The organism is Cryobacterium sp. GrIS_2_6, assembly GCF_035984545.1.
In the GTDB taxonomy this organism is placed as follows: domain Bacteria; phylum Actinomycetota; class Actinomycetes; order Actinomycetales; family Microbacteriaceae; genus Cryobacterium.
In genome coordinates, this window is sequence record NZ_JAXCHP010000001.1 from 813732 (window position 1) to 840531 (window position 26800).

General features: G+C 63.2%; 44 protein-coding genes and 1 pseudogene. 1 reads left to right on the plus strand and 44 read right to left on the minus strand.

What is annotated here, in order from left to right; genetic code table 11:
* Window positions 1-2: 2 nt before the first annotated feature.
* From terL to RCH22_RS03960, 5 genes are all read right to left on the minus strand, one after another.
* Window positions 3-1553: a phage terminase large subunit gene (gene terL / locus RCH22_RS03940; protein ID WP_327012937.1), complete on the minus strand. Its 1551-nt coding sequence runs from the start codon at window positions 1551-1553 to the stop codon at window positions 3-5.
* A gap of 689 nt (window positions 1554-2242) precedes the next feature.
* Window positions 2243-2701: a hypothetical protein gene (locus tag RCH22_RS03945; protein WP_327012938.1), complete on the minus strand. Its 459-nt coding sequence runs from the start codon at window positions 2699-2701 to the stop codon at window positions 2243-2245.
* Window positions 2702-2908: 207 nt separating this feature from the next.
* The gene (locus RCH22_RS03950; RefSeq protein ID WP_327012939.1) at window positions 2909-3346 is read right to left on the minus strand and encodes a hypothetical protein; all 438 of its coding nucleotides are present in this window, start codon (window positions 3344-3346) and stop codon (window positions 2909-2911) included.
* A 139-nt stretch (window positions 3347-3485) separates the two neighbouring features.
* Window positions 3486-3827: a hypothetical protein gene (locus RCH22_RS03955; protein ID WP_327012940.1), complete on the minus strand. Its 342-nt coding sequence runs from the start codon at window positions 3825-3827 to the stop codon at window positions 3486-3488.
* A 487-nt stretch (window positions 3828-4314) separates the two neighbouring features.
* Window positions 4315-4485 (minus strand): hypothetical protein, encoded by a 171-nt coding sequence (locus RCH22_RS03960; RefSeq protein ID WP_327012941.1) that lies wholly within the window; start codon window positions 4483-4485, stop codon window positions 4315-4317.
* 113 nt (window positions 4486-4598) lie between these two features.
* On the opposite strand from RCH22_RS03960, the gene RCH22_RS03965 reads away from it, so the two are divergent.
* Window positions 4599-4802 (plus strand): hypothetical protein, encoded by a 204-nt coding sequence (locus RCH22_RS03965; protein ID WP_327012942.1) that lies wholly within the window; start codon window positions 4599-4601, stop codon window positions 4800-4802.
* Here the strand turns inward: RCH22_RS03965 and RCH22_RS03970 are convergent.
* From RCH22_RS03970 to RCH22_RS04155, 39 genes and pseudogenes are all read right to left on the minus strand, one after another.
* Window positions 4790-5155 carry a hypothetical protein gene (locus tag RCH22_RS03970; RefSeq protein WP_327012943.1) on the minus strand — a complete coding sequence of 122 codons (366 nt, stop codon included), beginning with the start codon at window positions 5153-5155 and terminating at the stop codon, window positions 4790-4792. The genes RCH22_RS03965 and RCH22_RS03970 overlap by 13 nt on opposite strands.
* Window positions 5152-5292 carry a hypothetical protein gene (locus tag RCH22_RS03975; protein ID WP_327012944.1) on the minus strand — a complete coding sequence of 47 codons (141 nt, stop codon included), beginning with the start codon at window positions 5290-5292 and terminating at the stop codon, window positions 5152-5154. The genes RCH22_RS03970 and RCH22_RS03975 overlap by 4 nt, the downstream gene beginning before the upstream one ends.
* Window positions 5292-5780: a hypothetical protein gene (locus tag RCH22_RS03980; protein ID WP_327012945.1), complete on the minus strand. Its 489-nt coding sequence runs from the start codon at window positions 5778-5780 to the stop codon at window positions 5292-5294. Before RCH22_RS03980 ends, RCH22_RS03975 begins: the two co-directional genes overlap by 1 nt.
* The gene (locus tag RCH22_RS03985) at window positions 5773-6327 is read right to left on the minus strand and encodes a phospholipase D-like domain-containing protein (RefSeq protein WP_327012946.1); all 555 of its coding nucleotides are present in this window, start codon (window positions 6325-6327) and stop codon (window positions 5773-5775) included. Before RCH22_RS03985 ends, RCH22_RS03980 begins: the two co-directional genes overlap by 8 nt.
* A 177-nt stretch (window positions 6328-6504) precedes the next feature.
* Window positions 6505-6735 carry a hypothetical protein gene (locus tag RCH22_RS03990; RefSeq protein ID WP_327012947.1) on the minus strand — a complete coding sequence of 77 codons (231 nt, stop codon included), beginning with the start codon at window positions 6733-6735 and terminating at the stop codon, window positions 6505-6507.
* A gap of 947 nt (window positions 6736-7682) precedes the next feature.
* Complete coding sequence (locus tag RCH22_RS03995) at window positions 7683-7913, minus strand: hypothetical protein (RefSeq protein ID WP_327012948.1); 231 nt, start codon at window positions 7911-7913, stop codon at window positions 7683-7685.
* Complete coding sequence (locus RCH22_RS04000; protein ID WP_327012949.1) at window positions 7910-8536, minus strand: HNH endonuclease; 627 nt, start codon at window positions 8534-8536, stop codon at window positions 7910-7912. Before RCH22_RS04000 ends, RCH22_RS03995 begins: the two co-directional genes overlap by 4 nt.
* A 101-nt stretch (window positions 8537-8637) precedes the next feature.
* The gene (locus tag RCH22_RS04005) at window positions 8638-9372 is read right to left on the minus strand and encodes a hypothetical protein (RefSeq protein ID WP_327012950.1); all 735 of its coding nucleotides are present in this window, start codon (window positions 9370-9372) and stop codon (window positions 8638-8640) included.
* Window positions 9373-9441: 69 nt separating this feature from the next.
* A complete protein-coding gene (locus RCH22_RS04010) occupies window positions 9442-9660 on the minus strand; it encodes a DUF3039 domain-containing protein (RefSeq protein WP_327012951.1) in 219 nt (72 codons plus the stop codon).
* Window positions 9657-9866, minus strand: coding sequence for a hypothetical protein (locus RCH22_RS04015; RefSeq protein WP_327012952.1), 210 nt, complete (start codon window positions 9864-9866; stop codon window positions 9657-9659). Before RCH22_RS04015 ends, RCH22_RS04010 begins: the two co-directional genes overlap by 4 nt.
* A gap of 178 nt (window positions 9867-10044) precedes the next feature.
* Window positions 10045-10281 carry a hypothetical protein gene (locus RCH22_RS04020; protein ID WP_327012953.1) on the minus strand — a complete coding sequence of 79 codons (237 nt, stop codon included), beginning with the start codon at window positions 10279-10281 and terminating at the stop codon, window positions 10045-10047.
* Complete coding sequence (locus RCH22_RS04025; RefSeq protein ID WP_327012954.1) at window positions 10278-10559, minus strand: hypothetical protein; 282 nt, start codon at window positions 10557-10559, stop codon at window positions 10278-10280. Before RCH22_RS04025 ends, RCH22_RS04020 begins: the two co-directional genes overlap by 4 nt.
* Window positions 10552-10830 carry a hypothetical protein gene (locus tag RCH22_RS04030; protein WP_327012955.1) on the minus strand — a complete coding sequence of 93 codons (279 nt, stop codon included), beginning with the start codon at window positions 10828-10830 and terminating at the stop codon, window positions 10552-10554. Before RCH22_RS04030 ends, RCH22_RS04025 begins: the two co-directional genes overlap by 8 nt.
* Window positions 10827-11381 (minus strand): hypothetical protein, encoded by a 555-nt coding sequence (locus tag RCH22_RS04035; RefSeq protein WP_327012956.1) that lies wholly within the window; start codon window positions 11379-11381, stop codon window positions 10827-10829. The genes RCH22_RS04030 and RCH22_RS04035 overlap by 4 nt, the downstream gene beginning before the upstream one ends.
* Entirely contained in the window at window positions 11378-11512 is a 135-nt protein-coding gene (locus RCH22_RS04040) for a hypothetical protein (protein ID WP_327012957.1), read from the minus strand. Before RCH22_RS04040 ends, RCH22_RS04035 begins: the two co-directional genes overlap by 4 nt.
* On the minus strand, window positions 11509-11712 hold the full coding sequence (locus RCH22_RS04045) for a hypothetical protein (RefSeq protein WP_327012958.1): 204 nt from the start codon (window positions 11710-11712) through the stop codon (window positions 11509-11511). The genes RCH22_RS04040 and RCH22_RS04045 overlap by 4 nt, the downstream gene beginning before the upstream one ends.
* Window positions 11709-12110 carry a hypothetical protein gene (locus RCH22_RS04050; RefSeq protein ID WP_327012959.1) on the minus strand — a complete coding sequence of 134 codons (402 nt, stop codon included), beginning with the start codon at window positions 12108-12110 and terminating at the stop codon, window positions 11709-11711. Before RCH22_RS04050 ends, RCH22_RS04045 begins: the two co-directional genes overlap by 4 nt.
* Window positions 12107-12517 (minus strand): hypothetical protein, encoded by a 411-nt coding sequence (locus tag RCH22_RS04055; protein WP_327012960.1) that lies wholly within the window; start codon window positions 12515-12517, stop codon window positions 12107-12109. The genes RCH22_RS04050 and RCH22_RS04055 overlap by 4 nt, the downstream gene beginning before the upstream one ends.
* A 120-nt stretch (window positions 12518-12637) precedes the next feature.
* The gene (locus RCH22_RS04060) at window positions 12638-13231 is read right to left on the minus strand and encodes a hypothetical protein (RefSeq protein ID WP_327012961.1); all 594 of its coding nucleotides are present in this window, start codon (window positions 13229-13231) and stop codon (window positions 12638-12640) included.
* Window positions 13232-13307: 76 nt separating this feature from the next.
* On the minus strand, window positions 13308-15938 hold the full coding sequence (locus RCH22_RS04065; protein ID WP_327012962.1) for a DNA methyltransferase: 2631 nt from the start codon (window positions 15936-15938) through the stop codon (window positions 13308-13310).
* Window positions 15939-16005: 67 nt separating this feature from the next.
* Window positions 16006-16419, minus strand: a complete 414-nt coding sequence (locus tag RCH22_RS04070; RefSeq protein ID WP_327012963.1) for a hypothetical protein — start codon at window positions 16417-16419, stop codon at window positions 16006-16008.
* A gap of 948 nt (window positions 16420-17367) precedes the next feature.
* On the minus strand, window positions 17368-17679 hold the full coding sequence (locus RCH22_RS04075) for a hypothetical protein (RefSeq protein ID WP_327012964.1): 312 nt from the start codon (window positions 17677-17679) through the stop codon (window positions 17368-17370).
* The gene (locus tag RCH22_RS04080; protein ID WP_327012965.1) at window positions 17676-18476 is read right to left on the minus strand and encodes a hypothetical protein; all 801 of its coding nucleotides are present in this window, start codon (window positions 18474-18476) and stop codon (window positions 17676-17678) included. Before RCH22_RS04080 ends, RCH22_RS04075 begins: the two co-directional genes overlap by 4 nt.
* A 138-nt stretch (window positions 18477-18614) precedes the next feature.
* Window positions 18615-18806 (minus strand): hypothetical protein, encoded by a 192-nt coding sequence (locus RCH22_RS04085; RefSeq protein WP_327012966.1) that lies wholly within the window; start codon window positions 18804-18806, stop codon window positions 18615-18617.
* A gap of 21 nt (window positions 18807-18827) precedes the next feature.
* Window positions 18828-18944: pseudogene (locus tag RCH22_RS21140) on the minus strand (HNH endonuclease signature motif containing protein); the annotation flags it as partial.
* 71 nt (window positions 18945-19015) lie between these two features.
* Window positions 19016-19849 (minus strand): recombinase RecT, encoded by an 834-nt coding sequence (locus RCH22_RS04090; protein WP_327012967.1) that lies wholly within the window; start codon window positions 19847-19849, stop codon window positions 19016-19018.
* Window positions 19842-20897 (minus strand): lambda-exonuclease family protein, encoded by a 1056-nt coding sequence (locus tag RCH22_RS04095; RefSeq protein ID WP_327012968.1) that lies wholly within the window; start codon window positions 20895-20897, stop codon window positions 19842-19844. The genes RCH22_RS04090 and RCH22_RS04095 overlap by 8 nt, the downstream gene beginning before the upstream one ends.
* Window positions 20894-21487, minus strand: coding sequence for a hypothetical protein (locus RCH22_RS04100; protein ID WP_327012969.1), 594 nt, complete (start codon window positions 21485-21487; stop codon window positions 20894-20896). Before RCH22_RS04100 ends, RCH22_RS04095 begins: the two co-directional genes overlap by 4 nt.
* Window positions 21484-21639 (minus strand): hypothetical protein, encoded by a 156-nt coding sequence (locus RCH22_RS04105; RefSeq protein WP_327012970.1) that lies wholly within the window; start codon window positions 21637-21639, stop codon window positions 21484-21486. Before RCH22_RS04105 ends, RCH22_RS04100 begins: the two co-directional genes overlap by 4 nt.
* On the minus strand, window positions 21636-22022 hold the full coding sequence (locus tag RCH22_RS04110) for a hypothetical protein (RefSeq protein ID WP_327012971.1): 387 nt from the start codon (window positions 22020-22022) through the stop codon (window positions 21636-21638). The genes RCH22_RS04105 and RCH22_RS04110 overlap by 4 nt, the downstream gene beginning before the upstream one ends.
* A complete protein-coding gene (locus tag RCH22_RS04115) occupies window positions 22019-23284 on the minus strand; it encodes a hypothetical protein (protein ID WP_327012972.1) in 1266 nt (421 codons plus the stop codon). The genes RCH22_RS04110 and RCH22_RS04115 overlap by 4 nt, the downstream gene beginning before the upstream one ends.
* Entirely contained in the window at window positions 23281-23457 is a 177-nt protein-coding gene (locus RCH22_RS04120; RefSeq protein ID WP_327012973.1) for a hypothetical protein, read from the minus strand. The genes RCH22_RS04115 and RCH22_RS04120 overlap by 4 nt, the downstream gene beginning before the upstream one ends.
* Window positions 23458-23665: 208 nt before the next feature.
* Window positions 23666-23995 (minus strand): hypothetical protein, encoded by a 330-nt coding sequence (locus RCH22_RS04125; protein ID WP_327012974.1) that lies wholly within the window; start codon window positions 23993-23995, stop codon window positions 23666-23668.
* Window positions 23996-24086: 91 nt separating this feature from the next.
* Entirely contained in the window at window positions 24087-24359 is a 273-nt protein-coding gene (locus tag RCH22_RS04130; protein WP_327012975.1) for a hypothetical protein, read from the minus strand.
* Window positions 24356-24679 carry a hypothetical protein gene (locus RCH22_RS04135; RefSeq protein WP_327012976.1) on the minus strand — a complete coding sequence of 108 codons (324 nt, stop codon included), beginning with the start codon at window positions 24677-24679 and terminating at the stop codon, window positions 24356-24358. The genes RCH22_RS04130 and RCH22_RS04135 overlap by 4 nt, the downstream gene beginning before the upstream one ends.
* Before the next feature lie 123 nt (window positions 24680-24802).
* Window positions 24803-25369 carry a hypothetical protein gene (locus tag RCH22_RS04140; protein WP_327012977.1) on the minus strand — a complete coding sequence of 189 codons (567 nt, stop codon included), beginning with the start codon at window positions 25367-25369 and terminating at the stop codon, window positions 24803-24805.
* Window positions 25370-25383: 14 nt separating this feature from the next.
* Window positions 25384-25674 (minus strand): hypothetical protein, encoded by a 291-nt coding sequence (locus tag RCH22_RS04145; protein WP_327012978.1) that lies wholly within the window; start codon window positions 25672-25674, stop codon window positions 25384-25386.
* Window positions 25675-26170: 496 nt separating this feature from the next.
* Window positions 26171-26398: a hypothetical protein gene (locus RCH22_RS04150; protein ID WP_327012979.1), complete on the minus strand. Its 228-nt coding sequence runs from the start codon at window positions 26396-26398 to the stop codon at window positions 26171-26173.
* The gene (locus RCH22_RS04155; protein WP_327012980.1) at window positions 26395-26637 is read right to left on the minus strand and encodes a helix-turn-helix transcriptional regulator; all 243 of its coding nucleotides are present in this window, start codon (window positions 26635-26637) and stop codon (window positions 26395-26397) included. The genes RCH22_RS04150 and RCH22_RS04155 overlap by 4 nt, the downstream gene beginning before the upstream one ends.
* Window positions 26638-26800: the final 163 nt, after the last annotated feature.

The window sequence follows — 26800 nt, forward strand, 5'->3', positions numbered from 1 at the left end:
CGTTACCTCCGGGCTTTCAGATCATTAGCGATTTCGCGCCAGTTGCGCGCGATAGAGGGAACTTCGATGGCACGGTCAGCGGCCTGTTGCTTCCACGCCGACAGGAACACCACACCCGCCCCGGTGCCCTGAATGAACATCCGGTATAAGGCCTGAGACGCGCCGTCCACCTGGTCGTCGTGCGCGCCGTTCGGGAAGGAAGCGCACTCGTCCACGAACTCGTCACCCCACTGGCCCGCCCACACGTGCACGTTGCCCGCCTCGATGAACGGGGCCACAGCGTTCGCGCGGGAATACTTGGACTCTTTCGGGGTGATCGGGACGATCCCGCCAATTTTTGATTTCAACGTGTCGATGACAGCGGAACCGTTCGCCTTGTCCTCGACGAGCTTGGCGGTCGCCTGCGGCCACTTCAGCACCAGCCGTTCGAACGCGGCAATGGTCTGCGTGAATGACATCCGGCGGTGTACCTGATCGACGAGGAAGACGTCGGCGCCCTTCCGTGCCCACACCTGCCCGACCACAAAGTCGGAGCCCTTCGTGTCCTTGAACGTCATGTCCCAAGACATGAGCATTTCGTCGCACTCCATACGGCAGACACCGTTCACGTTCGCCCACATCGGCTCCGTGAAACGCTGCCACCACTGTCGCTGCCACACGTTGCCGGTATCCGGTGACGGGCGGCCCTGATACAGGGAGTTGAACACTCGAGAGCCCGCACGCACCTGAATGGCCTGCCACTGCTCCACCGTGCGACCCCGGGCAGACGTCAACCACTCGCCCGGCTTCCGGCCCAACAGATCCGTCTCGCCCAGCTCAGGCTTGTGATCAGCGAGCGCGGGAATGTTCACCACAGTCCACAGGTGACCGTCATCAGCAGCCAACAGACGGCCGGCCAGGTCATCCTCATGCCAACGCGTCAGAATGACAATCACCGGGGCACCAGGGGCCAGACGTGTCGAACCGACCGACTGCCACCAATCCCACGCCTGATTCCGGTAATACTCCGAATCAGCCTGCGCAGCATCAGCCACCGGGTCATCAATGACCAGCAGATCCAGCGGGCGACCCGTCAAACCGGAACCGATACCCACACAGACGACGCCGCCGCGGTGACCATTCAACTGCCAACGCTTGGCCGCACCATTGTCCGGGGCAATCCGCAAACCCAGATCCAGCTCACCCTCGTCACCGTTATTGTTCGCGATCCAGTTGCGAATCTCACGCCCGAAACCCTCAGCCAAGGTCTGCGAATACGAAGCGATGCCCACCCGAAGATCCGGGTTCTGCAACAGCGCCCACAGCACGCCCGTCTTCGTGACCCTCTGGCTTTTGCCCTCCTGAGGGGGCAGGGACACGATCAGGCGGCCATCAGGAGTATTCAGCACCTTCACCAGCGCCTCATCGATGACCGACAGCGCCTCCGTCTGCACCGTCTTCACATCGATCGCCCGAGCCAAATCACCCGGCGTCTCCCACCGAACAACCGGAGGGGCAAACCGGGCCAACGCCGCATCAAACGCAGCCAGATCAAGCGAGGAAAAACCCGACATCAGGAAGCCCTCCTGACTGCCCAACGGGCAAGAAAATATTTATGGGGGAGCAGGACCAACCAGACCGGAAACCCCGCCAGATCGACCCACAACCCCGGGGGACGCCACACCAGCCCAACCAGACCGGGAGAAAACGGTTTGGAGTCGAAAAAACCGGGGAAATGGGTGTGGGGGGTATTGCGGATTGGCCGTCACCTCTTTGGGGGGTGCGCTGAAAACTGACGGAAGTTTGAACCGGCCGGCGTAGTCGTGTCTGTGTGCGGCCTTGTGCGTCTGTGTGGGGCGTTGGATGTTCGGCGGGTGCGTCCGTCGCGGCGGTGCGTCACTGTGGCTCGTGTGTGGCCGTGGTGGCGTGCCGGGGTGATTGTGTGGCTGCCGGGTGCGGTCGTGGGTGCTCTGCCGCGTGCTCGCTGGGGTGGCGAGGTCGTGGCGGGCGGCCGTGTCGAGGTGTGGCCGGCCCGGGGTTGCCTGTTGTCTGTCCTGTTCGGCGTGTCGTCGACTGGGCGGGGCGTGAGGCGGGCGAATCAGGTGGGGGAAAGTGCTTGGGAATGGGTGGGTTTAGCCGGGCTGAAATCCGGGGTTATCCACAGGAAAAAGGCCGAAACTGACATAATACTGTTTATCGGTCACTTTTTCACCGAAGTTATCCACAGGGTAAATGCTCACCTGAAAATGTTCATGCCCCCATTTTATCGGGCATTCAACTCCCCGGCAGCAGCCAGGACCAGAGTCTCCCGCATCAGCCCCGGCATCAGCGACTTCTGCGCCGCACTCAACCCCAGCTGGGCCGAGTCGAGGACCGTCGTCAACACCATGGCCATAAGCTCGCCTTGACGTTCAGCGAGACGCACCTGACGTTCACCAAGACCCGCCTGCACCGCCTTACTCGCGAAGGTGGCCAGACGGTCACGCTCCAAAGACTCCAACTGTGCAAGACCGCGAATGTACTCGCCGACCTTGCCGAACTCGCCCATCGCATCACCGACCAGCGCATCACGCAGCGTGGGGGACTCAGCGACCAGCTTCTCCAACTCGGCACTGTACGCATCCACGCGCATCCGCGACTGAGTGACCAGGCGCAGCAGGACCTCGCCCGGATCGTCCACAGCCTCACCCAAAGCCCACTTCGACAGCTGCGCGCGCACCATCGCACTCGACCGAACCTGAGGGGCAGCACCGCCATGAAAGCGACACACCATCCCCCCAGCAATCGCCGAGTGCCCACACGGGCCGCCGCCATCTTTCTTCTGTGCCGTGCACATCTGCTTGACGACGTAAGCCCGAGGCATCGAATCTCCCTACTGGGTATACATTCACCAAAGGGTGAGGCTCAGGCGTCCGGGTCGTGTGTGCGTTCATTCGGGGATGTACACCCACCGGTTGGTTTGTGGGTTGATGCCTGCGAGCTTGTAGCGTGCTGCACTGGCGGGTATGACTGTCACGGGGCCGTCGCTCATGAAGAGCTGCGGGACTACGACCACGGGGAGCATGATGTGTGCCATCCCGTTGTGTGATTTGACGAGCATGCCGTCGTGGGCGCCGCCTTCGATTTCGATGGGCTTGGCGTCTTCGGGGTGCCATGTGGCGGTGATGGTGCGCTCGAGGGTCGCGGTGTCTTCGCGTGCAGAGTATTGGACCGCTTCGGGGTCGAAGTCGCAGAGGCCGTGAGTGTCGGCGTATGTGACCATTTCGCGCTGGAGCTGATCGTGTGCCCAGCTTTCGGCTTCGGCCTGCAACATGATTGTTGGGTCTGAGATGTGCATCTTGGCGTGGAACGGGGCGACGTAGCTCATTGGTCTCCTTCGCCCTTATCGGGTGCTCGGGTGCGCTTCGGCCAGGTGTTGGTCTATCTCTGTGGTGTCCCACACGCTTCGGACGTCGACCTGTGTTCCGCAGTGGTGGCAGGTGGCTGTGATCGTCTGTGCTCGTTGGTCACTCATGGGCGCCGTGTATCGCGTCCGTGTGTGCTGCGAGTAGCTGGTCATACGTCAACGTGCTGCCACCGATGATCGCTAGGACGCAGCGGGTGCAGGTGGAGAGTGTCTCGGGGGCGTTGGTGTGTGCGTTGGTGCGCGAAGTGTTGTCCGTGAGCCATGGTGGCTTGACGGGCGTCGCGTGCGGAGGCTTGCGGGATGTGCGCTCCCACGCTGCGCTGTACAGGCGGGGCTGGTACTCGGTGAAGCTCAGGAGGAGCGAGCCCTCCCTGTTGTCCCAGTACCCTGCCCGGGCGTCTTCGATACCGGCGCGGATCGCGCGTGCGTGACTGGTCTTCACTGGGTGGCCTTCCCTCTCGGGCTGAAGTATGCGGCGTTGAGGTCGCGGGGTGGGCAGCTTGCCTGCGCAGATCCGGATCCGGGCGAGGGTGGCGGGTTCTGCGGGCCAGCGTTACTCGTGCGGGGCTGCGAACCTTTGGAGATTGGTGTTCCGACGGGGCGAGGCCGCTTTGCCGCTGCGCTGTCCGAAGCTGGCGCGACTGCGGTGGGTGCAGATGTCGGCTCGGGTACGAACGCGAGGAGGTCCCTTGCCCGGTTCCATTCGCGGCGGTTGAACAGCTTGGGGAGGTCTTCCCACGCCCATGTGCCGGGGCATTGCATGCGGCCGTTGGTCTTGGCGACGATTTGGATGCGGCCGTGTTCGCATTCGCGGAGGTCGTCGAGCCTGAATAGCTTCGGGCCGCTGAGGTGGTCACGGCTGGGCGGGTTGGCCAGTGCCCGGCAGTGTGTGGCGTGCTGACGGGGCCGGTCGTCGTTCAGGTTCGGGGTCACTGGGCGCCGCCGTGGCCCTTGAAGATGTTGACCGTGGAGGGGGCTGCGGTCTTCTCGGTCTTGAACGGGGCGACAGCGACGGCGACCGCGAGGCCGACAGTGAGCGTGATGATAATGACACCGGTGCAGATAGCGCCGATCCAGCTGACGATTTCCCAGGGGTTCATGGTGTGCGCTCCGTTGTTGTTTTGGCCAGGATGTCGGGCATGCCGTATGAGGGCGGATACATGACTGGGTTTACCCAATTCCAGTACACTGTGTACTCGGGTACACTGTGTGGATGACTCGTGATGATGCCGTAGACGACCTCAAGGCGCTCGCCTCATACGATTTCGAGGCCGACCGCGCCCAACGCATCGAAGCAGCTCGATCGTCTGGCGTTACGTGGCGCGAGATCGCAGCCATCCTCGGCATGACCGATAACGGCGTTCACAAGGCCTACAAGAAGTGGTTAGCCACCAAAGAGCAGCCTCAGCCGATGTGAGCGGCGAACGCTGCAGCGGGCAAACCTGCGACGTCGACCGCGGGTAGTTCCACCCGTGAAGGGTTCGTTTCGAGCCCGCACACCGTGCACACGTCGACGGTGACCCGGATGGGAGCCTGCACAGTGCCCTCTAAGCGCGTAACAGGCTCCGTGGTGTGCTGGCAGAGGAGGATACCCCCGCACGAGCCACAGTGGACGGGCTGCGGAGTATCAGCGTGCACCTGCACGTGATGTCCGAGGTTCGCACAGCCGGGCTTCCCGCACACGACGGCGGCGACGGCCGGTGAACCCGAAGATTCGCCCTTGCCGCCGAAGGTGAAGCCGTGCTCAGCCTCAATGTCTGCGAGTGTCACTGGTCAGTCCTTAGCTTGATGTGCTGCATGACGAGGGCGAGCGCCTGCTCCTCGAGAAAACCCGCCTGCATGTAGGCGACGAACATCCGGAACGTTTCAGCGGCGTGTGAGCGCATCGCGGCGGAAGGTTCAACCATCACAGCCAGCCCTTCGCCTTGAAAACGGCCACGTAGGATCCGGGGAACACGCACCCGAAGTAACGGCGGTCCTCGAAGACCTGAATGCCGGCGCCATACACGTAGGCGGCATCAGCCAGGGCGGCGCACTGCAGTGTCTTTGTGGCCGATAGCCGGCGGAGTAGCCAGCGCGGGGTGCGCTCGTGCATGATCTGCTCAAGGCCGATCGCCACGTCGTCAATCCACGAGTACGGGCTGCCCTCGATGCCTTCACACCATGCGACGATCCCGGAACGCTCCGAGTCCGTGAGTGCGAACGACGACCAGTCGATGTGCCCAAAATGTGTCATCGGGCGGATGCGGGCCCCGGACTTCTCGGCGCCAATGCACAGCACCTCGTCCACGGCGACCACGACATGGTTCACGGGGGAGCGGGTGACGGCACGGATCAGCCAGCCAAGCGGGCCGCGCGTGCGGACGAGGCCGATCTGGCCGGCGAGCTCAGACACGGACGGCCAGCCTTTTAGCCATATCTTTGAGCGCCTTGTTGTGCGAGATGTCGAGCACGGGGCGGGCCTCAGCGCAGATGACCGCGTTTCGGTGAACAGTCATTTCGTTGTCTTGAAGGGTCTCGCCCGAGGCGGACCAGTTGGTGGATCCGCCGATGCGCCACACGCCGTCGATGATCACCATTTTCCGGTGAACGATAGCCCCGTGCTCAGACGTGCCGATGGCGACGGAGTTCGAGTCCATCTCGTGCTTGAACTTGGTCAGCAGAGCCTTCTCGTGCACCCCGCCGGCCTGGGACTTGTCGAGGGTGATCTGCACGAAGATGGCGGGGTTGTCGATGATGTGCGCGATGATCTCGGCGAGTTCGTCATCGTCCCAGCCGAACATCGAAATGATAAGGCTGTGCTGCGCGGACGCGATGACGGCCTTGAGTGCCCCATGGACGTCATCGATGGGCGAGTAGAACGTGCGCGTGTCCGCAGGGTACGTGGGGTCGACGGGGGAGGCTTTGAACTGGTCGAGGTCAGCGATGGTCAGCAGTGCCATGGTGGGCCTCTCGATCGGTGTCACTTTTCGTCTACCGTGTGCTCGGCGTCGAACTGGGTTGCGTAGGCTTCTTCGGTGTCGTCTTCGCGGCCGGTCATGGCTTGACCTTGTGCGTGCACAGGGTGGCGAGTGTGATCGTGGGCCAGACGCGGTTGCAGTACTGGCACTGGAACGGGTTCATGCGCGCTCCCTGGCTTCTCTGCCGTCGAGTGAGCAATGAAGCACGTGCCAGCAGTCGCCGTCTCCGTCGTTGTGCACGGACGACGCAGGACCGCACCAGCAGTCGATCGCTTCGTGCTGCATCTTGTCCCGGTTCGGGTACCGATGCGCCTCGGGGTAAGACTCGAAATCCCAGATCCAGTATTTGCGCGTGACGAACGCCGTGAACAGCCATTTGAGCCGCCGCATGTTCGCCCTCTCGAAGAACTTCCGTCATCCCGCGCAGGTCAACCAGTCGTGAACAGGAACACGACCTCAGGGCTGCCTTCACCGCTATGGACGGTGTTGACGCGGGATGACGGAAAGGTGAACGCCCCGTGGAGTAGACGAGGCGTGCAAGGGGTGCCTTTAGCCGGCGCAGTCGTCACACAGCCAGACACCGGGCCAGCACCACGGCGCTGGAAGGCTGCCACAGTGAATGCACGGATGCGGGGGTGTCACCGGGGGCAGCTTGCGGGCCTTGGCCTGTCGAGCGTAGGACTTGGTAAGGTCGCGCTTCGGCTTGCCCATGTCGCGCCTTTCGGTAGGTGCTTTCCGCGCCCGCCCCGTTTTCCAGTCGCCTTCACGGCATAGGCCAGGACTCGCTCACCCGCTCACGAAACACAGTGTCTGCGGGGGAGGTCGTAGCCTCTCAGGGGATTTCATGGTGGGCGGGCGCGGAAAATATTGGGTGGATACAGCGAGGGGCCAATGCTCGCCTTGCGCGAATCGCCGTCGAGCAGCAGTCAGTCACGGTGGATTCGGGGAACACTCTGGGGATCGCTTCGTCTCGTGCTACCGCGACTAGACACCTGCTTGGGCTATGTGTATCCGCGGATGTCGGAGGATTCGAACCCCTCACGGCTACAAACCGTGCCCTGGTATTCGACACCAGTGCCCCACCATTGGGACTTCGCCACCCTTGAGCCCCGATATCTACCGTCGTGGCTAGCGCGTGTTCAGTTGTGCACGATGCCTGTTCGGTGCTCTCGTGCGCTCGTTGGCTTGCCTGCCGGTGAGCTACCGGCGTCTGCACTTCGGCAAGTTTTGGGCACAAAAAAAGGGCGACTACCGAAGTAGCCGCCCTCTCTTTTGAAAGTCAGATGGACACTCACCGTGGGAACGGGAATGCCTTACATGCATAGCATACTGCCTGACTATGAAGTCGTGCATCCATTTTCTCGGCGTGTTGTGCCGCCCTTGACGCTCGGGTTCGCGGCGGCATTCAACCGGAGCCGAGCCATGAGCACGCGGTGATCGATGACGATGATTCCGGCGACCTCGCGGCACTCCATGCCGTCGCGAATCCACTGGCTGATCGTGCGAGTTGTCCGGCCGGCTCGTTCGGCTGCCTTCCGGATCGTGTAGTTCGGCTGGTTGACGATCACCGTGCCGCCATCTTCTTAGCGAAATCGGCGCGCGCCCAGGCGTTGTGGCAGATCCTGCACAGCAGGTAACCACCTGATCTGACCGTCCCGTCGTAAGCGTGCCCCTTTGGGCAGTGGGTCTTCGCCATTGGATCACGGCGGACCTTCGGGACATAGGCATCACGGCCCTGCTGGTTGTGGCAAGTCCGGCAGATGCGCGATCCGCCGTCCATCTTCGTGTTTTCCGGACTGTACTCGTGCCCCTGCGGGCAATGGGTCTTGTTGGAACGAGCATTAGTCCCATGTTCCCGTTGGTCGAGCAAGTTTTCAGATTGCGTGCCATACCGCAGATTGCTCAGGGCGTTATTTCGAACGTTGCCGTCGAGGTGGCGCCGCACCATGCCCTTCGGCAGCGGGCCGACAAATGCCAGTAGGACGAGAGAGTGCACCTTGCGTGTGTGGCTCGTGCCATTATGCAACCCAACATGCCCATAGCCGCCCGTTGAGGTGAACTGCTGGCGCATGATGATCGGTGCCGAGCGCATGAACGATCGCACGCGGCCGAGGTCGGAAACCTCGTATCCTGGGAAGTCTGGAATGGGCAGCCAATTCTCGGCGGCGGGAGCGTTTCGGGTACCATTCACGGTAGCCCTCCAATCGGTTAGACGATATGTGGGGTGAGGCCCCGCCAAGTGCGTCAAACACTCGTCGGGGCCGTCTCCATTCTATCGGTTATCGGCCTCGATCAGGCTATTTCTGCGAGATAGGCCGCATATTTCTTGGCGTCCGGTGTGACGACATGAGCACACCGACCGCACATGATCGAGACCTCAGGGTCGAATAGGTCGGGGGGCTTGCAAAAGATCTCACGTTCCCCGCACACCTCGCACTCGCGCTTGTCTGCTGGGCGCACGGGCCGCGCTTCGACGCCATACATGGCTGAGAGGCTGAACACGCCTCGTGCGTCCTCGTGGCCCGCGGTTAGGTCATCGTGGTAGGCGACCGCGGACGGTGACTGTGCGATCTCTTCGGCCCTGTCGAGCAGCCAATCACACAGCCAGGATGCGAGCATATGCGCGGCTTCCACGGATACGGGCTTGGACCCTTGGACCTCGCGGGTGTTCGCCCATGACGGGACGGCTGGCGGGGCGACGTGCAGTTCTTCGGCGAACTCGGTGCACCATGAGAGCAGCTTGGCGAACAGTGCGTCACTCGCGTCGAGCGGCCCGATGTTCAGCGGCGCGGGCGAATTCCCGCCGCCCCCTGACACCCGTTCGGAGTAGTCGGCGGTCCCCATGGTGAACAGCTGCGCGCGCATGTTCGCCATGAGGTCCGGGACCAGTTTCAGTGCTCCCCGGATCCGGTAGAAGCACGAGTCGCAGAGGATGCCGTGACGTGCGCCCTTCGGCCTGGGGGGTTCGTCGTCGATGGGGTCCCAGGTGCAACCTCTGGCACAGGGGAAGAGTTCTGCGTCACTCATTGCGCGCCTCCTGGGCTGCGAGCCATTCCGGCACGTCGTTGGTGAGCACGTAGTCGGCCTGTCTGCCGCTCATGGTTTCATCCTTCCGATGATGTCTTTGCACGTCCCGCAGACCGGGTACTTGGTGAAGTCCTTCGTGGGGATGTCCCACTTGCCGCAGAGGGCTTCGATGGGCTGGCCGTCGATCCATGCCTTGTCGAGGTCGGTCTTCTCGAAGTAGTGCGAGAAGGTGTCGTGGTCGCCGGTGTCCGTGGTGACTGGCTTGGTCCTTTCGAGGAGGTTGCTCATTCTTCGCTTCTTCCTCGCACGGGTATCACCCAGTGCATCCGGTGGGGCTTGTACACGGGGGTGCCGAGCTGGTCGGCGGTGAATCCGCGGGCTTCGAGTTCAGCGGCGAGGCCATCCATGCCCAGTTCGGCGAGGTCGGTTTCCTTGATACGGATCTCGTGGCCGCCGTTGACCTTCGCTGTGAGGTGCACGCGGGCGTCAGTCATCGCCACACCGATCTGCTGATCGCGAGCGAGAGAGCCTTGAACGCGTCACGGACGCTATCCAGCGACACGGGCGCGTTCTTGGTTGCCCGCACGAGAGCCTTCATGTACTTTCGGTACGCCACCTGTTCGTTGTGGTCGCTCGGTGCCCATGCTCCCGGGCGAAATGACTGCTTACGGCTCATCGGGTCAACTTCCAGACCGGAACCGGGAACTCGATCCAGTGCGTGACGCCGAGGAACTTCTGGCCGCTGCCAACGTCGCTGTTCGCTTCCCACAGGGGGTCGCCGCCCTCGATCGGCCAACCGGACACCATGCACCCGTCGAAGATGAAAGCGACTCGCCCCGTCATCTCGTCCATCCGGGGCATGCCATCCGTGGCGATCTCGTGGACCTTGATCTTGATCTTCTTGCTCATCGTGCCTGCTCGCTCTCTGCGCCCTCAGGACGCGCCGGAATTGTGGGTGCGCAGTGCTCGGTTTGGACGATGGTCCATTCGTTTCGGCCGATCGCTTGGACGCGGATCCGCTTACCCTTCGCCGCGAGTAGTTCGTCCGCGCTGAACGTGCTGTCTGGGTATTTCGTGATCCATGCCGCCAGCAGTTCGCCCATCGACATCGCCTTCAGGGCGTCGAGCTGCTCGCTGGATGAACGCAGCCCTAGTCGCTTGGGGAACTGAATCACCGTGTCACTCATCGCTCTCTCCTTCGCTCTCTGCGGCCGTTTCAGGTTCCGCGCTTGTCGGTGTGCCCGGTGTGGGCGTTACGGGCTGTGCTGGGGGCTGGTGGGCTGCGGTGGGGGTTTGCGCGTCCGGCTCCCAGTGCCGCTTCTCGAAGTGGTCATAGGCGACCACCGCTTGCCACTGCCGCGATCCCATGAGCGGCACCACGTAGCCGCAGTGACGGCATGTGTACGGTTTGCGCTTCACGATGCCGAGCTTGATCAGCACGCGGCGGACCGCGCTCACGAGGGCTGCTCCGTACTGGGGGTGACGGGCGGCGTGAAGAGGATCAGGAATGGCCCGATCAGGTACTCCTCGAGGTCCTCGCTCGTGCGCGGGTAGATGTAGCCATCCAGCAACCAGCCGTCCGGTGTCTTGCGTCCGACGCCATTGAGCCCCTTGACGATGCTCCACAGCGGCAGCGCGTCCAGTTCCTCGAACGTCGTGACCTCTCGCGGCTCAGGCTCACGGTAGGGCAGGGCCGCGAGGATTGCATCGACAATCCCACCGGTCACCTCGTCATCCTCCCAAGCGGGCGAGAAGTCATCCTGCGTCATCGTCCCGTACTGCCATGCCTCCCAGACGCGCCCACATGTGTAGGTGATATCTCGCAGGCACTCGGCGACAACCTCTCGCAGCGCTTCCCGTTCCGGCTCTCCTGCGGGAGGGGTGGGAATGGATTCGAGGTCTCCGCCTTCGATCAGCCCATCCTCGATTAGACCGGCGATGTCGTTGCCCGACCATCCGGCGAGTTCCACCACCGCGTTCTGCAATCTGGCCATCTTGTCATTGCTCATCGCTCGCCATCCTCGTATCGCCGTTCGTCCTGCTGGGCACCAAGCCATTCCTGACGGGCCTCCTCATCGGTCATGTCTCCGCGCTCCACTGCCCTGTCGATCTGGTCGTAAATGCGGTCCAGGTTGCTCATGATTCGTTTCCCTCCGTGTCGGTTATCAGGTGTGCACCGCATGGCGGCTCGTCCTCAGCGTTCAGCCACCGGGCAATCCACCAGTTCCAGTGCTGGTTGCAGAGGGCGATGTTTTCGGTCTTGGACACGCCCAGTGAAGACATGGGCAGTACCGGCTGTCCGCACGCGAAACACTTCACACGCTTGTCGTTCTCGCTCATGATTCGTCGTCCTTCGTGTCGTCGCTCGCTGCTCTCGCGTTCCATCCGGCAAGGAAGATGCTGTCGACCAGCAGGCTCTTGCCCTTGTTTCGGTGCATCCATTCCTCGTATGCCCGCTTCTGCTCAGGCGATTTGGGGGTGTCGCGGATGTCGCGCTTGTTCAGAGTGAATGCTTCGGCGCGGTGCTCCCGGAGCGCCATCTCGGCAGCGATCGCGCGGTCGATGGCCTTGAGCTCGTCCGACTCGGCGCGGATGTAGAACTCAGCGATCTCAGCCTTCGTCCACGTCATCAGGACTCGCCGTGATTCTGCGAGGCTCTGATTGCCCACCTTCGGGTGCAGGCCGAGGTCGATGCGCTCCTGCATGATGGCCTTGCGGATTTCGTCTCGGTTCGTCATTCGTCTCTCCCTGTGTCGTCTGTTCGTGGGTGTTTGCGGTAGAAGTCGCTCTGAGATTTCAGGGCGGCATGATTCTGGGATGACAGGAGGTCGGCGGCGTGCTTGGCGAACAGATCGGCGTGTGTTCCGCGTATCGCCGAGTCACCCGCCAGTCGTGCGCAATCCGAGCAGACCTCGTGATTGACGCGGGGGCCGGTCATTCCGCCGCCGACCGAGAACCCGACGAGGTGCCGCCCGTTCTCGTCTCGCGCATGGCGATCGAATCCGCAGATGCACGGCCCTGTGCCGCCGCTCTCAGCGGGCCCGGCCAGATGAACCTTGAGCCTCGGGCTGCTGCTGAACAGCGTGTAGGCCCCGCCTGGCTGTGAGCACTCAATCGTGATCAAGCTCTCATCTTCCTTGCCCATGGTGCTTTCCTTCCGTAGATGTTGGTGGTCATGTTCGAGTGCGTCGGCAAGGTGCTTGGTAGCAACCGCCGACCGTTCGAAGGGATGCTGCGGCCGCGGTGATCTGCGGCCAGGTGAGGCTCACCGCGGGCGCCCTTCTCGTCGTGCCTTGTCCTGCAATTTCCCGGCCGCCCGCTTCACATCAGTGCACGTCTCACCAGCGGGCAGCGGGCAACCCTCGACCGTCGTGCACCCGCCCTGATACGCGTGAATGGTGCCGTGATTCAAGGGCGGGCCGTCCCCTGCGATTCGCCGTTTCCGGTACTCGCGCTGCCAGGCACGCCGGGCATCCGTGCACGAAATCCCGCCAGCCTCCTCATTCGGACAGTTGGTGTTGCACGCCTTCGCCCCGGACGGTGTGCCGTGTGTGACGCCTGCCTTGCCGATCATGACTTTCACCACGCGGCGACCCAGCGTCCCCCGTCTGGACTTCTTCACCGGTGCCGGTCGTGCCGCCGCTTCCTCCACCGTTTCGAGGACCAGCCGCGGGGGCTTCGGGACCGTGTACGTCTCCTTCTCAGCGGTCGCCGTGCCCGCCTTCACGGCATTCATGTACGGGTAGTCGCCGCGGTACCGGATGACCGCCTCGTCGCACGTCATCAGGGTTGCCGAGCCTTTATTGAGGCAATCCGAGCCGTGGCATGTGGTGTTCGTGGGGGTTCCGTGCTCGATCATGAGGCCCCTTTCTGGGCAAAGGAAAAGGCCCCAGTCGGAGTGACGGGTGCCTCGGATGAATCGGTGGTTGCGTGTTTCACGACGCTTCCTCCATGGCGAGGTCGATCAGGTCGAACAGCGACGGCATCTCCTGCTTTCGCTCGCCCGCTTCGAGGTACTTGATCCCGTCGCGGAACGATTCAGGGTTTAGCTCCGCGGCACGGCCGCGGCGGCCGAGCTTGTTGGCGCGCACCGGGACCGTGCCGAGCCCGCCGAACGGGTCATAGACCAGGTCGCCGGGGTTCGTCTTCTCGATGATGAGCCGGTCCACGATGTCAAACTGCAGCGGGCAGATGTGCATCGTCAGGTTGCGGCGGGCCTGCTCGCTGTTGAGGGTGAGCATGCGGTTCACGTCATGCCACACGTCCGGATGCCAGGACGCCGGGGCGAGCGACATGAACGTCGACGGCAGCCGCTTCCGGCCGGCTAGCAGCTCGCCGACCTTGATGTGCGACGCGTAGTCGTAGACCTCGTGCTTCGTCTGCTCGGTGAACAGGCGAGACATGTCCTCGGGCTTGAGCTGCGCCAGCTCCTCAGGGGTGAGGTGCCGGTCGCCCGACGAGCGCCAGAACGCGTGTGCGTCGATCTGCCAGCGGGCCAGCGAGTACCCGTCCTCCGGGTTGTTCTCCTCGGTGACAGGCTTCGACGGGTCGTAGACGTTCTTCGTGACCCGCTCGTCGCCCCAGCCTTTCGTCCGGTCCGTTTGCGGCTTGCGGAAGATGAGCACGTACTCGGGCATGCCCATGCCCATCGAGGACGCGTCAGCGCGCATCTTCGTGTAGCCGAGGCGATAGGTCTGGTTGTTCTCGCGCACGACGTCGGTGACGATGGTGTGCATACCCAGGTAGTCGAAGCCGTGCGACCGGAAGTGCGCGATCGTCTCGGCGTGGAAGGCCTGCACGGTCGGGTTGCCGGTGCCCTCGACGTTGCCGAAGAGGATCCGGTCCTTCACGTGAATGGCCGCCACCCGGCCGGGCTTGAGCACCCGGAGCAGGTTCGGCGTCAGGTAGTCCATCTGCTGCCAGAAGTGCCCGTTGTCGTCCGTGTGCCCGAAGTCGTTGTAGCTCGGCGAGTACTCGTACTGCGTGCCGAACGGGATGCTCGAAAGGATCATGTCGACCGAGTCGGTCTCCATGTGGTCGCGGGTTTCCAGAACGCAATCGTTGAGGGCAAACATCCACTTAGCACCGGACGCCTCGACCCGCTCGACACCCATCGTCCGGGTGAGGGCCTCCGAGATGGCGCCGGCGTCGAGACCGTACTCGCGGATGATGTCCGACATCGAGGAGGTCAGCTTCTTGTGCTGCTCCCACTTCGCCAGCAGGATCTCGATCACCGACTCCTCGGACTCCGCCAGGATCACGTCAATCTGCACCTGCTCCGTCTGCAGGAACCGGTGGAGACGGTGCACGGACTGGATGAAGTCGTTGAACTTGAAATCGATGCCCGCGTAGATCGCCCGGTGGCAGTGACGCTGGAAGTTCGACCCGGACCCGGACAGCGACGGCTTGGTCGCGAGGATCCGGGACTCACCGTCGGCGAACTTCACCGCGCGCTCCTCGCGCTCGTCGAGGTCGAGGGTGCCGAAGATCTCCATGGCCTCGGGGATCGCCTTCTTGATCGCCCGGCGCTCATCCTCGAGGGTGTGCCAGAGCACGAAGTGATCTTCGGGGGAGGCATTCACGATCTCGGTGAGCTTCTCGATCCGCGCCGGCAGGCTGTTGCGCTTCTCCAGCGCGGCGCCGGACAGGCCGAGCGCGCCGTTCGCGAAGAGGACAGCCTGACCGTCCGAGTCGGTGCGGACCTCGCCGTCCGTGACCTCGACCCGGTGGAACCGGACCTCGATCTCGGGGAGCTCGTAGCCGTCATCCGAATAGCCGAGGTCGGAAGGCTTCTGGATGAAGCACGCCCAGGTGTTCAGCCACAGCCAGAACTCGCGCTCCTTGTGGGGATGGAGCGTGAGGTTCCCCGCCTGCGAAGAGTCCCGCTGGAAGAATCGGGTGAGGATCTGGCCGGAGTCCATTATGCCGAGGTAGGCGGCGTAGTGGGACAGCTCCTTGAACCGGTTCGGGCTCGGCGTCGCGGTGGCGACGAAGCGGAACGCGATGTCCTTGAACAGGTGCAGGAACGTCTGGAACGTCTTCGAGCCGTAGTCGCGGAGCACGGATGCTTCGTCGAGGGTCGTGGCCGTGAACAGGTTCGGGTCGATCTTCCCGTCCCGCACGCTCTCGTAGTTCGTGACGAACATGCCCTCTGCCGGGAGGCCGAACGCCGCGGTCTTGATGAACGAGATGTCCACGCCGAGCTTCTGCCCGTCAGCGATGAAGTCATGCCGCATCCCCAGCGGGGCGACGATCAGGGCCCGGCCGCCGCGGTGCTTCGTGATCAGCCGCAGCGTCTCGATCTGAACGAACGTCTTGCCCAGGCCGAACGCGGCGAAGAACGCGCGACGGCCGCCGGCGACACCCCACTGCACCAGGTCGCGCTGGTGGGGTTTCAGCATCGGGTTCACTTCGGACTGGTCGATGTGGAAGCCGAATGACTTATCGAAGTTGACCTTCTCGCGGAGGAACGCTTCGTAGGAGAGTGCGGGTGTGGGTTCGAGCGGGTGGGCCGCGAGCCAGCGGTCAACCTCGTCTCTCGTGAGTGTGCGGTCAGCGATCGTCATCGTGTCTTCCTGTCTGTGTGGAGTTGTCAAAGCGGGGGCGACTAGTGCCGCCCCCGGTGGATCAGGGCTAGAAGGGGGTTCCGCCCGCGTAGTCGTCGGTGGGTGCCTGAGCCCACGGTTCCTCGTCCGGAGCTTCCTGAGCCGTCTCCGGCGATCCTGTGGCTGCAGAGCCCCGTTCGGCGGGTTCGACCCGATCGGCCCACACGATCAGGTCGTAGTACTTCTTCCCCTCGTGCTCGCGGGTCTCCGTGGCCTCTGTGCCCCACACGTGCACCCGGTCGCCCTTGACGAACTCGGACAGGTCGATCCCTGACGCTCTCGACACCTTCACCGTGCGGAAGGTGCGCCCGATCGTTTCGTACTTGCCGGCGTCGTTCTTCTTCGAGTGCGGTTCGGCGGTCTTGATTCCCCATGCGGGGTGCTCATCAGAGTGCTTTGTCCAGCTTTCGACGAATGCGGACTCGATTTCAATCTTTGCCATTTCGGCTCCTTTTTTTCACAGGTGTTATGGGTCCGCCAGCGCGCTTCCAATTCGCGCCTGACGTTGCTTCTCGGATGGATGCTGGGGAGACTCCGAACTCGCGTGCGAGTACGGTGCTGAAATCCCCTGCTGCGTACCGCGTACGGATTGATCGGACGTTCGCTGCCGTTAGCCTCGATGTCGGGTGGCTGTTCCCGTGCGACTTGCGATTCCTCACGACGGCATCTTGGGAATTCTGTTTCTCCGTCCCCCAGTAGAGGTGAGCCGGGTTCACGCACGGCGGGTTGTCGCAGGTGTGACATGCGCGGAACTCAGGCTGTTGAGCTGCGCCCTTCGCCCGTTCGAGCGCATACCGGGAAGCAATTACCCGTCGCCCACCAGACGTGTTAAACCGGCCATAGCCGTCCTCTGTCACACCGGCCTTCCACTCCCAGCACTCAGACTGGGACCCAACTGTGTACTTCGAGTCGAATCGCTCGCACTCGGTAGGTCGGCTCCGTTCGTCGGGCGGCGTGACGTACTTCCAGTGCGAATAGTGCGAAGCGCACATCCCGCGCGCTTCGTATGGCTTCCCACAGTCGGGGATTGTGCAGGTTCGGGTACCATTCATGGCAGCCCTCCAATCGGTTAGACGATTTGTGGGTCAGGCCCCGGCGAGTGCGACTAACACTCGGTTTGGGGCCGTCTCCATTCTATCGGAAATGCATGAAAAGCGCTGGTCATTAGCCGCTTTCACGACTCCGTGATCTTCACGCAGCGGCCGTCCTGGAAGATCCTGTCGACGGTCCCGCTGATCTTGATGATTGCCATGTGCTTACTTCCTGTTCTGGCCCTGAGGCCGGTCCGTTTGCGACACGAGCCACCGGTCAGGTGACATCCGCATCGCGGCCATGCATGTTTCGATGAACACGGTGAAAGCCGTATCCGATGGGGTTTCGACGTAGGTGGTCAAAAGCTGACCTCTTCCGGGTGCTCCTTGCACCGGTCGCAAGGCAGCGGGTAGAAGTCGTGAGTCCGGCAGTAGACCGGCCCGCTGTCGATTGCCCGCTTCGCCCTCACTCGCACGGCGTTCCGGATGACGTGCGCCATCTGCAGGTAGTCCGTTGACTCCTGCCGGTGCATCTTCACGGCCGCGATCGCATCCGCCGCGTTCAGGTGACCGATGGTGTCGAACCACTCCATGATCACGAGCCGGTCAACCTGCCTGTTGTCGCCCAGTTGCACCTTGGCGACTACCTGCTTGCACTCGTCGAGCGTCATGCGCTGATTCCCTTCATGTCGATGTCAGTTGCGAGCGCCAGGGTTGCCCGTGCTCGCTGTTCGGGGGTTTGTCGTGTCGGCCGGCTCTTGACGTCCGCCTGCTTGCGGCGCATCCAGTTCCGCCACGTTGACTCCCAGTTCGTTTTGACTCCCTTTTGGCCCGGCTGGGCGATCCAGTAGTCGACGAACGTTGAGTGTTCGGCTTGGCAGTCGATGTCCGGCGCGTCCGTCTTCGCCGTTGCGACAGAGGCAGCAGAGGGCATCCATTCGGGAGAGAGACGAGAACCGCGACTAGCGGGTCTCTCTTTTATTACTTCTTTAGAAGTAATAGGGGTCGGGTCGGGTCGGGTCGGGTCGGGGGCAGGGTTACCAAGTGGTTCGTAACCACCCTGTAACTCGGTTACATCGGGCTGTGTAACCCGGTTACGTTCCCGCCACTTCCGCAGTTTCTCGGCGTTCTTCTCCCGGCCCGCCTCGACCTCAGCTTTCGTAGGCTGGTACTCCTCCCAGTTCCAGAATCGAAACTCAGCCGTCGAGTTTCGAGACTCGACGCTTGAGTTTGGAAACTCGACAGGGACTCGCGCCCACAGCCTCACCGAAACGAGTGCGTCAACGAGCGTCGTTGTGCCGCCCCATTCGTCGATCATGAAATCGGGGACATGCCCATCGGTGAGCTGATCAGCCGCCCACGACCCCGCCACCGTCCACAGCCCGATCGCCGCCAGCCTGTGTCGGCGCGGGATCTGCATCAGCTTTCTCGACGAGTGGAGTTTGTCGTCTACCTTGAACCACGCCATTTCTACCTCCTTCCTTCTCGTTGAAATCGCCCCGCTCGATGCGAGTGCGGAGTCCGCTGTACACGGCGTGCACGACGTCGTTGCTTGATGCCTGACGTTCGGCCAACCATGCGAGGATTGCTGCCTTGTCGAGCGACATCAGAACACCGTTCCGTCGCCGGTCATCAGCCGTCGCGCCGTGGCCTCGTCGACCGTGCGCACCCCGCCGAGGTCGTCGTACAGGACCCAGACGAGGTGCAGACCGTGAGGCCCGCAGACCATGCGTTGTGCCGGCCAGGATGACGGGACGCCCCACCGTGGGACTGACCAGCCTTCCTCCGTCGCCAGCATCGGGTGCTCCGACTTGAACTGGTGACAGCGGGGACACAGCGCCTGCAAATTCGAGGCGACCGTGTTCCCTCGCATCCGATTCTGGCGATGGTCGCGCTGCACCGTCCCGACCGCGCCACACCTTACACACCGGCCCATATCGCGCAAGGTGCAAATCTCGTACGCAGCCTTCTCAGCGAGGCGGGTTGGAGGGTCAGGCTTCGGGGTGATCACTGCCCTGCCGCGTCTTCGGCCTGCTCTTCGGCCGTGCGCTCCATCGGGTCGGCGGGCCGTTCCTGGACCGTCATCACCTCGGGTTCGTCGCGGGTGACGACGAGATCGTGAATCCCCGCGATCGACTCCACCTTGTTCTCGTCGGCCTCGATTGCCTTGGCGAGCTCGGTGGACTTCGGCAGGTATGGGGCGAGAGCGCGGATGCCGGTCTTGCGGGCCATCTCTTCCTCGTTGGTCTGCCATGGGGTGCCCTTGTCCCAGTAGTGCGGGCGGCGGGCGAGAACCTTGTCCTTCGGCAGGTACGCCCACACGGTGCCGGCGCCCTTGATCTTCGCCATTGCGACGACGCCCGTCCATGCGCGGTCCTCGTCGTAGTCGGCGGGGTTCCACTCGAAGAAGCGGCCGCGCTCACTGTTGGCGCCGTGGTCGAACTTGTCGCCGTCGCGGACGAGGAACGTCTCGATCTTCTCGATGCGCCCGGACCGGTAGGCCAGTTCGATGTAGCCCTGGTAGCCGATGATCGGCAGGCAGATGTCGACGCCCTTCTCACGTCTGGGGGTGAGGTAGAAGTGTCCGAGCGCCGGGCCGATCTCGAGCTTGAGCTGCGCGGCCAGCATGATGCCGCCGAGTACGGAGGCCGGGGTGGCCTGCTGCAGCTTCGGGGAGGATGCGATGGTGCTGATCGCCGCCCGGACGAACGCGGCCGAGTTGAGCGCGCCGGCCAGCTGCACTTCGATCGCGGCCTGCTGTGCCTGCACGAGATCCTTGATGGTGGGGTTCTTCCGCTGCGCTACCTGCTGGGTGGCGATCTTGCCGGAGAGGTCAGTCATTGTGTGCCTTCTGTTCTTTTTTCCAAATGGTGAGTTCGCCGTAGTCGCTGAGCACGTCGGAGACGGTCAGTCCTGCCTCCCAGCCCTCGGGCGGGTCGGTCGCGAATTCTTCGTTCAGCGCCTTGGTGTCCTTGCGGAGGAATCGGGGCGCTGCGGGGTGCTCGCGGGTGTACATGTCCACGAGTGCAGGATGCTCAGCCTTGAAGAGGGCCATGTCGAACGACGTCGTCGGCTTCGGGCGCTTCCACGTGTAGAGCGCCTTTCCCTGGTAGGCGAGGACGCTCTTGTTCGTGACGTTGAGCAGTTCCTTGTACGCGGCCTTCACCGATTCGATGCGGGCGTCGGCTTCCTTGTACGCGCTGCGTTCCTGCCCGTCGAGGTACCACGCCATGAGCAAGCGCTCGTCGCCGTCCAGCGTCTCGCCAGAGTCGCGGTGGGTTAGCGCCAGTTCCTCGCTCGTTGTGGGCTCAGGCGGCGTTTTCGCCATGACATTGTTCTGCCAGAAGTCCTTCGTGATGCTGATGATCTGGTCGACCACCTGCTGATCCCACTCGATGACGTAGAACTCCGGACGGTTGCCACCGTGGAGCACCGCAAGGTACCCGCGGCGGGCGCCGAGGACGATCATCTGGACGAACACCTGAATCAGGTAGTTGTCCGGCACCCCGTCAGCCCACGCATCAGCCATGAACCGATCCGACGTCTTAAGTTCCAGAGGTTCTCCGAGGTCGGTCACCCGGTCAGGGGTTGCACCGAGCCACGGGTATTCCGTGGACTGCAGCAGCCCCGGCGACGGCAGGACCGTGAGGCCCTTCTTGTCAGCGACCCATGTGGCGATCGCATCCTCGAGGCGGTGGCCCCATTCCTGCCACTCGGTCATGTCGTCGGTGACGTTCGGGTTCAGCTTGTCGAGGTAGATCCCCAGGGGTGTCGAATAGTGGGACAGGCCGAGAATGCACGCGACCTCGGATGCCCCGATGATCGACTTGCGGAGCGTCAGCCATTCCGGGGTATTTGCCGTGGCGGTCAGGATTCGGTAGGCGGTCATACCTCCCACCTCACGGCGTCCATGGCTTCGAGGTTTAGCAGGGGCAGGGACTCCTCGACGGGCATCCAGAGGTGTCGGGCACCCATCGCGGCGAAGATCACAGCGTCGGCCTCGTCGTTGCCCTTCACGTCGACCTGTGCGTAGCGCTTGATCACCGCGGCGAGAACCTTGTCCTTCGGCGCGTTGCCCTTGCCGGTCGCGTACTTGCAGCGCTGGCCCGAGGTAATGACCACGGGCTCCTGATCAACGAACTCGCTGATGTACTTGACCACTAGCCACCAGTGCGCGTGGATCTTGTCGAGGGAGGAGGACTTGGCGCCGAATGCCATGCCCTCGATGACCACAAGGTCGGTGCGGTCGAATATCACCGCTTTGTCGATCTGTTCCGCGATCTTTTCGGACCGAGCAAGGAAGCTGCGCAGCGTCCCGGCGTCCGGCTTCGAGGTGATCGTGTGTGTCGCGATCACCCCGTTCGCAATGACCGCGATCCCGGTTGACGTCATTGACAGGTCGATGCCGATCACGCGGCGGCCGGTGAGGTGCTGCGAGTGTGCGGGCATCAGGCCGGTGTCAGTTCCGATGTCGGTCACTTGGTGGCACCGATCGCCAGGGTGTTTGCAGCGCTCAACGCCTCAACTTCTTCCACGAGCTGGCGGATGACATCCTTGGCGATATTCGGTACCGAGAGGCTGAAATCCGGGTCGGCCAGATCGCGGGCGAAGGCCATCTGGGCGGCGTTCACTCGGCGACCCACTTGGAGATTACGGCTTGCATCGAGGGGTGCTGCATGGTAGCCGGGATGACCTTGCGCACGTCCGCAATCACTTCGGCGGCGACCTCGGCAACAGGACGGAGCAGGGTGAAGGACTCCGACTGGGAAGCCTCGGTCTCCATGTAGTGCATGAGATTCGGGGAGCGCCACCCCATGATGCTCAGGTCCAGCACCATGCCGTTGCTGATCTGGTAGAGGCCATACTCGGTTGGCAGCTCGGCGGGGCGGTTGATCAGCTCGTAGGTGTTGCCGGGGTATGCCTCGACGAACTGGTCACACGTTGCGGTGTACTCGCGGATCTCGCGTACCTTGTCGCCCTTGCGGATGTCTTCCCGCTTGATCGGTGTGCTCATGCCGCCAGCTCCCCAGCGGTGAAGACGGCGCCGAGCTCGCGAGAGTCATCCCGGTCCCGCTCGACGATGACGTAGTACTCGCGCTCAATGGCGAGCTTTCGGATCCCGGCGAGCGACACCGCGTCGAGCATGTCGCCGTCCTCGATGAAGACGAGTCGCAGGTCCGACTTGTCGCTCGTGGCCAGGTCGAACGCGGTGATGATCTTCGCCGCCGAGTTCACCTGCTGTTTGAACGGGATGCCGTCGATGGTGATGCCCGTGTCATCGACCGACATGCCCGTGATCGGGAAGACTGCGGCCTTGAGGCCGTCCGACTTCGTCTTGGCGATCGCCTCGAGCTTCGCGTTCAGCCCGGCGACCACAGCGTTGGCCGCGGTCGCTCGCTCGTCGGCGTCGTGCCAGGCGCGGGCGGCCCGGATGGTGGCGTTCGTCTCTTCGACGCTCGCCAGCTTCGCGGTGATGGCGTCCACGTTGACCGGGCGCACGGTGCGAGCCTCGGCGAGAGTCGTCGCGGCGACCTCTGTGGCGGTGAGCAGGAATGTCTTGGCGGCGTCGAGCAGATCCGAGAGACGGGCGACCTCGCGCTCGGCATCCGACTTCGCGTTCTCCGCGTTGATCGCCGCGGCGCGCAGCCGGTCGACGTGCGCGTTGTGCAGGCGGGCCGTCTCGGCCTCCGCGAGCACTGCCGTCGCCGACACCTCCACGGTGGGCGTGCCGGCCGCGGGCTTCACGAGCGCCTCGACGACGGCCGTGAGCCGCTTTGCCTCGCGTGCCGCATCCGTGCGCCCGTCGTACGCCGCCTTGTGCTCGGCCTCCAACTTGGCGAGGTCGAACGGCAGGGCCACCTTGGACAACAGCACCTCTCGCTGTTTCGGTGCGTCCAGGTTGATGAACGTCTTCGTGTTGAACGACTGGCCGCCTGCCGCTTCGAGGACGAACGCGGGACCGGACGGGTACTTGGCGCCGTCGAGCGCCCACACCTCGAACTTCATGGCCTTGCCCTCGCGGTACGTCTTCCGCAGTCGCGCCTTCGACGTGACGACCTCGAGGTACGCCTCCGTCTCGCCGTCGTGGATGGGCTTCGGGGTGCCCTTGATCCCGCCCGGGGCGAAGATCTCCTCGATGCCGTTGAGGAAGGACGACTTGCCGGAACCGTTCGGCCCGGCGATGACGATCAGCCCGGGCCCGTCCGGCCGGATCGTTGCCGTGCCGACGATGCCGCCGTACTGGTGAGCAGTGAGCTCGGTGATTGCCTGTGTCATGAGTGATCCGTTTCTGTGAAGTACGTCGCCTGGATGTAGGCGACGGTGATGAGTGGTGTGATGAGGCCGAATCCCCAGCCGAGGGTCGGCCAGAGAGGCCAGACGAAGCGCGCCCCGACGAGGAAGACGAGGATGCCGACGATGAAGAGGAGCCAGAGGATGAGTTTCAGCAAGGTGGCTCACCCATCCCGAGCGCCTCAGCGGTCGTCTCGTGGAGCGTTCTGCAGTACGGGCACGTCCACCAGGCGGTATTGTCCGAGTCCACGTCGACGTCCGAGATGCCCGACCAGTTGCAAGGGACCTCGAAGCCCAGAAGGATGACGGGCTCCGTGCACTCGGTATTGGCGATCTCGACGGCGACGCCCTGACCTGAGGAAGCCATTAGGCGGTCCCGTTGATTGCGCGGGCGAGCTCAATGTGGAAGTGATAGACGTTCGACGAGAAGTCCTTACCGTTCACGAAAAAGAACGGCAAGGGATTCATGAGAGCGTTCAGCCCATCGGACAGGATGTCGAGCTGCGCGTCGATGGTGCGGTGCAGGGTGACCATTAGTGGGTCGTTCGTGACCGGTGCGTATCCTGGATCGTCGATTGCGCCCGATGCCCCGGGGACTTCTTCGGCGAGCCACCCGTTCATCTCGAAGTAGCCGCACTCATCTCGAAGCGAAGTCAGCTTCTCGATCGCTGCCTGGATCTCCTCGACGGCGGTCACGAGGCAGCCCGCCACACGACTGCGACGATCGCGCCGAGGATGAGGACAGTCCAGACGACGGCGAGCACTCGTGCGACCTTCCAGATGGCGGTCACTGGGAGATCGCCACAGCGAGAACGAGCAGGCCGAGGACGGCCAGTAGGAGCGCCGTGGTAGCCCAGGCGAGTGCGCTGTGCGACTTCCGGGGCGGGGCAATCGGGGCAGTCACAATGGGCGGGAGCATGAGGCTCCGCGCCACAGCGTCGCGTACCCACTGACGGTTCTCCATCAGATCCAGGCGGGAGATCTCCGGGTCAGACCAGGCGTAGGCGGGCACGTCGATGCTGTCGGCGTGCGGATCAAAGTTCGGGGGCGTGAAGCTCATGAGGTCACCCGCCAGACGTTGACCTGTCGGTTACTACGGCCCGTGGCGGTGACGCCGGATGCTTCGATCACGCCGTCCTTGGTGAGTTCCGACCGCCGCTTGCGGGGTGAGTCGAGGTCGGCGGGCACGTAGTCGAGCTCGGCGAAGTACGCGGCCGTCAACTGCTCGTCCGTCATCGGGCGGCCCGTGATCAGCCGGAGTACGGCGGCCTTGACGTGCACCCGGTTCGTGTTGCTGTCCGCCGCGGCGTGGGAGGTGAGCGGGTCCGACTCTCGGGCTCTCGTCGTGTCGGCGCCGGTGATAGTTGGTACGGTGTCCATGACGTTCCTTTCGTGTGCGTGATGGCCTCACTGGCTCGAACCGGTGAGGCCTTTTTCGTGTGTGCGTAGCGCCGGGAGGATTCGAACCTCCGCAACCCCGCGACCGACTCGGCGCCCGTCGTGCTACTGCGTTTTTGCGGTGACGGTTGGTGCACCGTCGAGCAGGATCAGACCCTGCGTGTTGTCCCAGTGGGCAGCGCCACCCTCGGTCTGCACGTCGCCCTCCCAGTAGGAGATGTACTTACTCCCATCGGAGGCGACACAGACGACGTACGTTCCAGACGATGCGCCCGTGTACACGCCGCTCGGCTCCTGCTGTGCGACAACCCCGTAGCCGGCCGCCGCCCCGCTGGTGTTGGTGATCTGGTCCGGATTGGTCAGCTGCGCGGTCGTCGGGACGGCGAACCCGATGGACGGGCACACCTTGATCGGCTTGGGCGTGCCCTGATTGAAGAAGAACGTGGTCGTCGCAACCCCGTGGATCTGCGCGTTCTCCACGTCGATCACCGTCTGCCTGTATTGGGACCAGTCAGCGGCGGGGATCGGTTGGTTCTTCTGGTAACGGTCCAACTGGCTGTTCGACGCCACCTGATCGTTCTGCGTGGCGCTCGGCGTTTCCGTGCAGCCCGTCAGCGCCAGCCCGAGGGCGACCACGGCGGCCAAGGCGAGAATGGTTTTCTTGCGGTTCATGGTTGCTCTTTCTGTTAGAAGCAGATGCGGGCGTTTGCCTGCACCAGATCGGTGGGGGCCGGTTTCAGGTCCGGGAAGACCTGGCAGAAGGTGACCTTGATCTGTGCCTTCTGCGCGGGGTCGAGCGCCTTGTCGTAACCGGCGATGCGGTCGCGCTCCTGGGAGACAAGACCCGACTGGTACTGCTGGCCGTTCGTGTTCACGCCGTACTGTGCGGTCTGGTTGGCCTGAGCGAGCGCCCAGTAGCCGAACCACGCACCGACAAGCACGACGATCGCGGCAAGGGTGAGTAAGACGTATTTCATATGGACCTCTCTGTTGGTGAGTGCCAGTGCGCCGATCAGTGAGCGCACGCACTGGCTGGTCGGGACTCGAAGCCGACCGGCTGGTTACCTCGTGACCGCTTAGCCCTTACCGGGTACCCATGAGGGCCGTCTGTAACCACGTCTGCCGCCGATCGCGCTAGAGCGGTCATCGACGGCCTTACCCACCAACCTCAGGGGGTCAGCGGTCGTGCTCCCCTGCCGTTTGTGGCCTGGGTCATGTGAGCGAGGGCTTTACGGGCCTGACGCTCTACGCAACGAATCTGCTGCGCCTCTCCGGCCGGGTGCTAAACCGTGCGGAGGCTTCCCCTCATCTATTTCGCGGGGTTCCGTGTGTAGTTATGAATGAGCGAGCGCCCCCTCCTTCACGCGGACCCGGAGGCGGCGTGTGGCATGGGGCAGAGCTGGTCGTGCAGCCGTTTTAGGTTCGGCAAACCTGATCCCCAGACGCCGGCGAGAGCGACGGGGGACAGATGCCCTACTTCTGCAGGGGTTCCGGCTTGTCCAGGGGGGCAGTTTCAGCCCACTCGAGGAGGTCGCTGTGGAGGATCATCGGCTTCGAGTTGCGAAACCGAGGGGTCAAGGTGTTGGCCGCGATAGCCTTCTTGATGGTGTCGACCGACTGGCCGATAGCGCGGGCCGCGCCTGGAATGTCATAGGCGATAGGGGCCGGGGCCAGATTCGACCAGCGGTCGAGGGCGGTCATACTGCAACCTCAGCGGAGTCGGCACGCTGGAGGAGTTCAGAGATTGATATCCCGAGGAAAGCGCAGCAGGCGTCAAGCTCATCTACGTAGAAGGGCATGACGCCTGCTAGGCGGCGTCTCAGGACTGGTACTGCAATGTCGGTGGCTCGTGACAGGCTGGCCTTGGTCTTGTTCTGTCGGGCAAGTTCTGCGCGAAGCTCAGTCGCGATCCTTGCTCTTCTTAGCTTGGTGTGTTCCATGTAGAACAGCATGGCACACGTTGGAACGTTTAGGAACCATATGGAACTATTTAGGCGAAAAATAGCGGATTAGTTCCATCGGTGGCACACTGGGGGCATGCCCGGAGGAACAAAGAGCGTGCCAGGTCCGCTCACAGAAGCTATTACGTCTATCCTGCGCGCC